The following is a 5119-nucleotide window of genomic DNA, read 5'->3' on the forward strand; positions in this document are numbered from 1 at the left end:
CCGGCCACCGGGTCGGCGAGCAGCACCGGCACGCAGTCGGCGGTGAGCACGGCGAGGGGCAGCCCCCGCCGGGCGGTGACGATCGCGTCGACCTCGGGCACCGGGCGGTCGCCCCACGGCTCGTCGACCACGGCCGTGCCGGCCCCGTGCACCTGGTTCATCCACACCACGCGGGCCGGGTCGGCGCCCAGGGACGCCGCCGCCCGCTCGCGGTTGACGCGGACGGCGTCGGGGTCGTCACCGACCGCTCCGCCGAGATTGAGCTCCTCATACGGAGCGGCGCTCACCCCGCCCCACCGGTCGGTGAAGGCGAAGTGCGCGCCGCTCACGCTCTCGCGCAGTCCTATCACTTCAGGAAATCCGGTACGTCCAGCTCCTCGGCCGCGCTGTCGGCGTAGGTCCGCGACGGGGGCACCGGCGGCTGAGCGATCGGGAGGTCGGCGACCGGCTCCGGAGCGACCGGCTCCGCTTCCTCCTTGGGCGTGACACTGCCGAGCGAGCCGAAGGACGGGCGGCTCTCGGGCCGGCCGGCCGGGGCGGGCTCCTCGCGCTTGGCCGAGGACGAGCCGAGGACGTTGTCCCGCTTCGCCGGCGGCTGGCCGCCGTCGAAGCCGGCCGCGATCACGGTGACGCGGACCTCGTCGCCGAGGGCGTCGTCGATCACGGCACCGAAGATGATGTTGGCCTCCGGGTGGGCTGCCTCGCTCACCAGCTGGGCGGCCTCGTTGATCTCGAACAGACCGAGGTCGGATCCGCCGGAGATGGAGAGCAGGACGCCCCGGGCGCCGTCGATGGACGCCTCCAGCAGCGGGGAGGAGATCGCCATCTCGGCCGCGGCCACCGCGCGGTCGTCGCCGCGGGCCGAGCCGATGCCCATGAGGGCCGAACCGGCCTCGGACATGACCGACTTGACGTCGGCGAAGTCCAGGTTGATCAGGCCGGGGGTGGTGATGAGGTCGGTGATGCCCTGGACACCGGAGAGCAGGACCTGGTCCGCCGACTTGAACGCGTCGAGCACCGAGACCTGGCGGTCCGAGATGGACAGCAGCCGGTCGTTGGGGATGACGATGAGGGTGTCGACCTCTTCGCGGAGCTCGGCGATGCCGTCCTCGGCCTGGTTCGCGCGCCGCCGCCCCTCGAAGGTGAACGGGCGCGTGACCACACCGATGGTGAGGGCGCCGAGCGAACGGGCGATGTTGGCGACGACGGGTGCGCCGCCGGTGCCGGTGCCGCCGCCTTCACCGGCTGTCACGAAGACCATGTCGGCCCCCTTGAGGACCTCCTCGATCTCCTCGCGGTGGTCCTCGGCGGCCTTGCGGCCGACAGCCGGGTTGGCTCCGGCGCCGAGTCCGCGGGTGAGTTCGCGGCCGACGTCCAGCTTGACGTCGGCGTCGCTCATCAACAGAGCTTGCGCGTCGGTGTTGATGGCGATGAACTCGACGCCCTTGAGACCGACCTCGATCATCCGGTTGATGGCATTGACACCACCGCCGCCGACACCGATGACTTTGATGACTGCGAGGTAGTTCTGCGGTGCTGCCACGTCGAAGGCCTCTCGCCTCGAGTTACGTGTCGCCGCCTCACGGCCTTGCCGCGATCCGACGACTGATGCCGATTGGGACGGTCCGTATCGCCGACCCGAACCCTAACGTTGAAGTTTAGGGTTACCAGTGTGTCTGTTCCCTGGAGTCTTCTGAACAGGACACTAAGTCGACAAGTGGCGCACGTTCAACGAACACGCCGAACCTCCCGTTTTTCTTTTCACCCTATGTGATCAGGCGTAGCGCTGCCCAACCAGGGTGCTGGCCTGCACGGATGCGCGTCAACTCCCTGATGACGCCGGAGCGGTGGGGACACTGACGTCGAAGTGCCGTGCGTCCGGGACGGCTTTCATGAGAGCGGTGAGCGTGCGGCCCTTCCGGTCGCCCTTCTCGCTGCTCCCCCAGTCCACCGTCCGCCCGTCCCTCAGCTCCAGCGAGATGGCGTCGTAGGAACGGACCTTGACGGTCCGGGTGGCGCCGGCCACCGGCGCGGGGAGGTCGCGGGCCACCCGGACCGCCTCCCGCACCAGCCGGTTCTCGCCGAAGCGGCGCAGACTCGCGGCCCCGGAGCCGCTGCGGGAGACCGCCAGTTCCAGCTCCGGCACCCCGCGGGGGGCCTTGGACACGGTGGCGAACCGGACGCCGTCGTCGTCCACTTCGACGAACTTGCCGCCCTTGTGGATGAGCAGGACCGGGGAGCGTTCCGTCACCTTCAGGACGATCTCGTGCGGCCAGGAACGGACCACCTCGACCGTGTCGATCCGGGGCAGTTCCCGGGCGAGCCGCGCCTCGATCGCGCCGGTGTCCACGGAGACCAGCGGTCCGCCGAGGGGGACGTCGGCCGCCTCGCGGACCTGTCGCGGGGTCAGGACCTCGGTGCCCGACACGGACACGCGTTCCACCCGGACCAGGTCCGATCCGTACAGCAGCCAGAAGCTGCCGCTGCCGAGGAACACGGCGGCGATGCCGAGGACGACCAGCAGGCGCAGGTGCCGCCGGCCCAGGCGCCGGGCGGGCGGCGGGCCGGACGACTCCCGCTGTCGTTCACCGCGCTCGGCGGTCGTCGATCCGGCCACGCTCCCTGCCTTCCGTCATACGCCTCTAGCGGTGCGCACGGGCGGCGATCGCCTCGTACACCATGCCGACGAGCAGATCGTCGGCGTCCCGACGGCCGAACTCGGCGGCGGCGCGGGACATCTCGTACAGCCGGTGCGGGTCGGCCAGCACGGGCAGTACGTTCTGCCGTACCCACTCGGGGGAGAGTTCCGCGTCGTCGACCAGCAGTCCGCCGCCCGCCTTGACCACCGGCTGGGCGTTGAGCCGCTGTTCGCCGTTGCCGATGGGCAGCGGGACGTAGGCGGCCGGGAGCCCGACGGCGGAGAGCTCGGCGACGGTCATCGCGCCCGCGCGGCAGAGCATCATGTCGGCCGCGGCGTACGCGAGGTCCATCCGGTCCAGGTAACTTACCGGGATGTACGGGGGCATCCCCGGCATCTGCTGCACCTGCGGCAGTTCGTTCTTCGGGCCGACCGCGTGCAGGATCTGGATCCCGGCCTGCTGGAGCCAGGGAGCGACCTGCTGCACGACCTCGTTGAGCCGGCGGGCGCCCTGTGAGCCGCCGGAGACCAGCAGCGTGGGCAGGTTGGGGTCCAGCCCGAAGGCGGCCCGGGCCTCGGGCCGCATGGCCGCCCGGTCCAGCGTGGCGACGGCGCGGCGCAGCGGGATGCCGATGTAGCGGGCGTTGCGCAGCTTGCTGTCCGGCGTGGAGACGGCGACCTGGGCGGCGTACCGCGAGCCGATCTTGTTGGCCAGGCCCGGGCGGGCGTTGGCCTCGTGGACGACGATCGGCACGCCGAGGCGCTTGGCGGCGAGGTAGCCGGGCAGGGCCACGTAGCCGCCGAAGCCGACCACGGCGTCGGCCTTGGTGCGCTCCAGGATCTGCTCGGTCGCCTTGATGGTGCCGCGCAGCCTGCCCGGGACGGTGATCAGTTCGGGCGTGGGCTTGCGCGGCAGCGGAACGGCCGGGATGAGCGCCAGTTCGTACCCGCGCTCGGGTACCAGGCGGGTCTCCAGGCCGCGTTCCGTGCCCAGGGCCGTGATGCCCACGGTCGGATCCTGCCTGCGCAGGGCGTCCGCGAGGGCGAGCGCGGGCTCGATGTGGCCCGCGGTTCCTCCGCCGGCGAGTACGACATGCACCGAAATTCACCGCTCTCCGGACGGACGCGCCCCCGGGGCACGCCGTCGCATCGTGTTCCATCTCCGGGGCCGCTGAGAACCCCCGGCCCGCTTTCTACCAAAGCGGGGTTGCCGCATCGCAAGCGCCGCCCGCGCAGCGGGCTCGTCGCGTGCGAAGGCGATCAGCAGCCCGATGGCGAACATGGTCGGCAGCAGGGCGGAACCCCCGTAGGAGAACAGCGGGAGCGGGACGCCGGCGATCGGCAGCAGTCCGAGGACCGCACCGAGGTTGATCACGGCCTGGGCCGTGATCCAGGTGGTCACGCCTCCCGCGGCATACCTCACGAAGGGGTCCTCCGTGCGTCCGGCCACGCGGATACCCGCATAGCCTAGAGCGGCGAACAGGGCGAGCACCGACAGCGTCCCCGCCAGGCCCAGTTCCTCACCGGTGACGGCGAAGATGAAGTCGGTGTGGGCTTCGGGCAGTTGCCCCCATTTCTCCACACTCGCCCCGAGCCCGGATCCGAAGATCCCGCCGGAGGCCAGGGCGTAGATCCCGTGCACCGCCTGCCAGCAGTCCACCGGGCCCGACTGGGGTTCGGTGGCGCCGATGCAGGCGAGGCGGGCCATGCGGTTGGGGCTGGTCCGGATGAGGACCGCGCCGATCAGCGCGGCCACCGACAGGACGCCGACGAACAGCCGGGTGGGGGCGCCGGCCAGCCAGAGCAGGCCGAACAGGATGGCCGTGAGGATGATCGCGGTGCCCATGTCGCCGCCGATCATGATCAGGCCGAGCAGCATGAACGCGGCCGGGACCAGCGGCACCAGCATGTGCTTCCACTGGGTCAGCAGCCGCTTGTCCTGCTTGCGGGCCAGCAGGTCCGCGCCCCACAGCACCAGCGCCAGCTTGCCGAACTCGCTGGGCTGGATCTGGAAGGAGCCGCCCAGGGCGATCCAGTTCTGGTTGCCCTTGACCGCGACTCCTATCCCGGGCACCTGGACCAGCACCATCAGGAAGACGGCGCCCGCGAGGATGGGGTAGGCGAGCGCCCGGTGCAGCCGGACCGGCATGCGGGAGGCCGCCAGCAGCAGCACGGAGCCGATCACGGCGGCGAGGAGCTGCTTGCGGAAGAAGTAGGAGCCGGGCAGCGACATCTGCAGCGCGGTGATCTGGGAGGCCGAGTAGACCATCACCAGACCGAGCACGGTGATCAGCGCGCTGCCGCCGAGGATCAGGTAGTAGGCGGTCAGCGGGCGGTCCCAGGCCCGGTGGGCGCGCCGGTAGAAGGCGAGGACGGCGTTCTCGCGCCGGGGGCGGGCGCCCGGGGCCGGACGGGAGGCGCGGGCCACCGGCGGCCGGCCGGTGCGGCTACCGGGCATCGCGGCGTCCTCCGCGGTACGCC

5 protein-coding genes are annotated in these 5119 nt (G+C 71.4%); all 5 read right to left on the reverse strand.

All coding sequences use genetic code 11. The annotated features are described in order from the left end of the window. Positions 1-350, reverse strand: a 350-nt coding sequence (locus tag G3I53_RS08780; protein ID WP_164438199.1) for a laccase domain-containing protein, incomplete at its 3' end; no start/stop codon positions are given. Then, positions 347-1543 carry a cell division protein FtsZ gene (gene ftsZ, locus G3I53_RS08785; protein ID WP_164334355.1) on the reverse strand — a complete coding sequence of 399 codons (1197 nt, stop codon included), beginning with the start codon at positions 1541-1543 and terminating at the stop codon, positions 347-349. The genes G3I53_RS08780 and ftsZ, both read right to left, overlap by 4 nt. A 279-nt stretch (positions 1544-1822) precedes the next feature. Then, a complete protein-coding gene (locus G3I53_RS08790; RefSeq protein ID WP_164334354.1) occupies positions 1823-2617 on the reverse strand; it encodes an FtsQ-type POTRA domain-containing protein in 795 nt (264 codons plus the stop codon). A 25-nt stretch (positions 2618-2642) separates the two neighbouring features. Further along, entirely contained in the window at positions 2643-3737 is a 1095-nt protein-coding gene (murG, locus tag G3I53_RS08795) for an undecaprenyldiphospho-muramoylpentapeptide beta-N-acetylglucosaminyltransferase (protein WP_164334353.1), read from the reverse strand. Positions 3738-3743: 6 nt separating this feature from the next. Beyond that, positions 3744-5096 carry a putative lipid II flippase FtsW gene (gene ftsW, locus G3I53_RS08800; protein ID WP_164334352.1) on the reverse strand — a complete coding sequence of 451 codons (1353 nt, stop codon included), beginning with the start codon at positions 5094-5096 and terminating at the stop codon, positions 3744-3746. Between the last annotated feature and the right edge of the window lie 23 nt (positions 5097-5119).

Origin of the sequence: Streptomyces sp. SID14436 (genome assembly GCF_010548465.1) — a bacterium.
Taxonomy (GTDB): domain Bacteria; phylum Actinomycetota; class Actinomycetes; order Streptomycetales; family Streptomycetaceae; genus Streptomyces.

What these genes read in the sequence shown, in the direction of transcription:
- ftsW (WP_164334352.1), bottom strand. Translation starts at nt 5,096, where the DNA reads ATGCCCGGTAGCCGCACCGGCCGGCCGCCGGTGGCCCGCGCCTCCCGT.